This is a genomic window from Serratia sp. (in: enterobacteria), assembly GCF_051654945.1.
In the GTDB taxonomy this organism is placed as follows: Bacteria; Pseudomonadota; Gammaproteobacteria; order Enterobacterales; family Enterobacteriaceae; genus Chania.
Window position 1 is genome coordinate 1 of record NZ_JBOFZA010000107.1, and the last position, 1,171, is coordinate 1,171.

Genomic DNA, 1,171 nt, shown 5'->3' on the forward strand with positions numbered 1-1,171 from the left:
CCCGCGTTCTCTTCTTTTGCTGTGGAGCACTGACATTCTGTCAGTGTTGACAGAAACGCTAATCTTCGGTCTGTGCACAGTAGTTCTAACTTTACTTGCAGAGCACGAAACGCCTTTCTGCATTACAAATAAGACTTTATTTCATTTGAAAAGAAAAGCTGTCATATTGGCTGGCCGTGGTTTTAAAATTGCATAAACTGACTTTCTCTTACAGGGAAAGAAGCATATCAGCATCTGTGGACCGGCGTTCTCTTCTTTTGCTGAGTAGCACTGACATTCTGTCACAGTTGACAGAAACGCTAAACTTCTGTCTGTGCATAGTAGCTCTAATTTTACTTGCAGAGCAAAAAACGCCTTTCTACAATAGAAATAAGATTTTATTTCATTTGAAACGAACATCTTTCATATTGGCAAGCTCTTCTCTTAACTTTGTGTCAACTGACTTTCTCTGAAAGGGAAAGAAGCTTTTCAGCATTTGTAGACCCGTCGTTCTCTTCTTTCGCTGAGGAGCTCAAACACAGTGTCACCGTTCATAGAAATGCAAAACTAAGCTGTCTTGGCATAGTAGCTCCAGCTTTACTTGCGGAGCAAAAAGCATCAAACACATTAAAGACATGCCTATCTATCCATTGAAAACAAGTCTTTATTTCATTTGAAAAGAACACCTGTCGTATTGGCAAGCTTTGGTTTTAAAAGTGCATAAACTGACTTTCTATTAAAGGGAAAGAAGCATGTCAGCATCTGTGGACCGGCGTTCTCTTCTTTTGCTGTGGAGCACTGACATTCTGTCAGTGTTGACAGAAACGCTAATCTTCGGTCTGTGCACAGTAGTTCTAACTTTACTCACAGATCAAGAAACGCCTTTCTGCATTACAAATAAGACTTTATTTCATTTGAAAAGAAAATCTGTCATATTGGCTGGCTTTGGTTTTAAAATTGCATAAACTGACTTTCTCTTACAGGGAAAGAAGCATATCAGCATCTGTGGACCAGCGTTCTCTTCTTTCGCTGAGGAGCACTGACATAGTGTCGCCGTTCATAGAAATGCAAAACTAAGCTGTCTTGGCATAGTAGCTCCAGCTTTACTTGCGGAGCAAAAAGCATCAAACACATTAAAGACATGCATGTCTTCATTGAAAACAAGACTTTATTTCATTTGAAAAGAACATCT

At 39.5% G+C, this 1,171-nt stretch carries 1 protein-coding gene; it reads left to right on the forward strand.

Annotated elements, in window-relative coordinates; translation table 11 throughout:
- The coding region (locus ACRDCA_RS25165) for a hypothetical protein (RefSeq protein ID WP_438691968.1) at positions 1 to 196 on the forward strand (196 nt) is incomplete at its 5' end.
- Positions 197 to 1,171: the final 975 nt, after the last annotated feature.